Source organism: Bacillus sp. 05T31, assembly GCF_056396725.1.
Genome location: NZ_JBFTMA010000979.1, coordinates 1 through 1,190, shown reverse-complemented (window position 1 = coordinate 1,190; position 1,190 = coordinate 1). Strand labels below are relative to the sequence as shown.

Sequence of the window (1,190 nt, the reverse complement as noted above, 5' to 3'; positions counted from 1 at the left end):
TATAAATGCTCCTTTTTCAATGCTCTGTTCACAGTTTAAACCTTCAAGTTACTTGAAGGTCAATAGAGAATCGAAAAATATATAAGCCTATTTTTTAACAACAGGTATTTGAATTTCCGTTACTTGCTCCTTTGGATTTTCTGTTACGGACCAATCAATTAATGCAAGTTCCAGTGCATCTCCGCACACTTCATATCCTTCGTTATCAATGTGCTTTAATAATTCCGTATACGTTGCGTCTGTTTCTTCATATGGTCCATGGTGATAAGAACAGGCAAATATCCCTTCTTTTATTTCATCTGAAGTGTGCGCTTCAAAAGGCATGTAATCCAATAAAATAAACACACTGTTATATGCTTGAAACTCATTTTGCATTAATGCTTTTTTTGAAACTGTTACACCGATATCACCTGAAAATAAACTATTATCAATTTGCTTCATATTTTTTTGCAACGAATGGATATAATATTCAAACATATCATCCGTTGTATTTGGTGCAACTGCAATTGCTGTAATTTTTCGTTTCGGTATCTTTTTATAAATAATTTGATTTGCTTCAGATTTCGTCGCTTTCTTCATTAAATGGATTTTATGTTCCATTTTTGCCAAAGCATACTCGATTTCTCTTTGTTTTTTCAGCATCATTTCTTGTTGTTTTTCAAGTAAATTCAGCGCATAAGATGGATTTCGTTCATCAATATATTTCTTTATTTCCTTTAACGGGATGTTCAATTGGCGTAAAAATTTAATCGTATCTAATAGTGAAAACTGATCAATTGTGTAATAACGATAATTGGTTTGAGGGTCAACAATTGACGGATGAAAAATCCCTTTTTCATCATAATAACGTAATGTAGATTCCGCTATATTATGCATTTTCGCCATTTCCCCAATTGTAAAACGTTGATTTAATAACATTTTTCTTTCTCCATTCATTATCTGTAAACTTTATTACTTCCTATTATATATCTATATCCCCCGTTTCTAAAACGAATCCTCTCATGAAAATCTGCCATTTTTTCATTGATTTTTAATAAATTTTATTATATATTAATTACAGGTTCAAATTACAAGTTCAAAAGAACTCGTAAATAGACCCTTTGTTTAATGGATCTTTACATATTATCATTAGGCAAATTCCGAGAAATCGTATGATAAAAATAAAAAATGATGAGGAGAGGATCAAATGG

The 1,190-nt window shown here is 30.7% G+C and carries 1 protein-coding gene; it reads right to left on the bottom strand.

Translation table 11 applies throughout. The annotated features are described in order from the left end of the window. Window positions 1–87: 87 nt before the first annotated feature. Window positions 88–918 (bottom strand): MerR family transcriptional regulator, encoded by an 831-nt coding sequence (locus AC1DJR_RS30485; protein ID WP_002086530.1) that lies wholly within the window; start codon window positions 916–918, stop codon window positions 88–90. Window positions 919–1,190: the final 272 nt, after the last annotated feature.

What these genes read in the sequence shown, in the direction of transcription:
- AC1DJR_RS30485 (WP_002086530.1), bottom strand. Translation starts at nt 918, where the DNA reads ATGTTATTAAATCAACGTTTTACAATTGGGGAAATGGCGAAAATGCAT.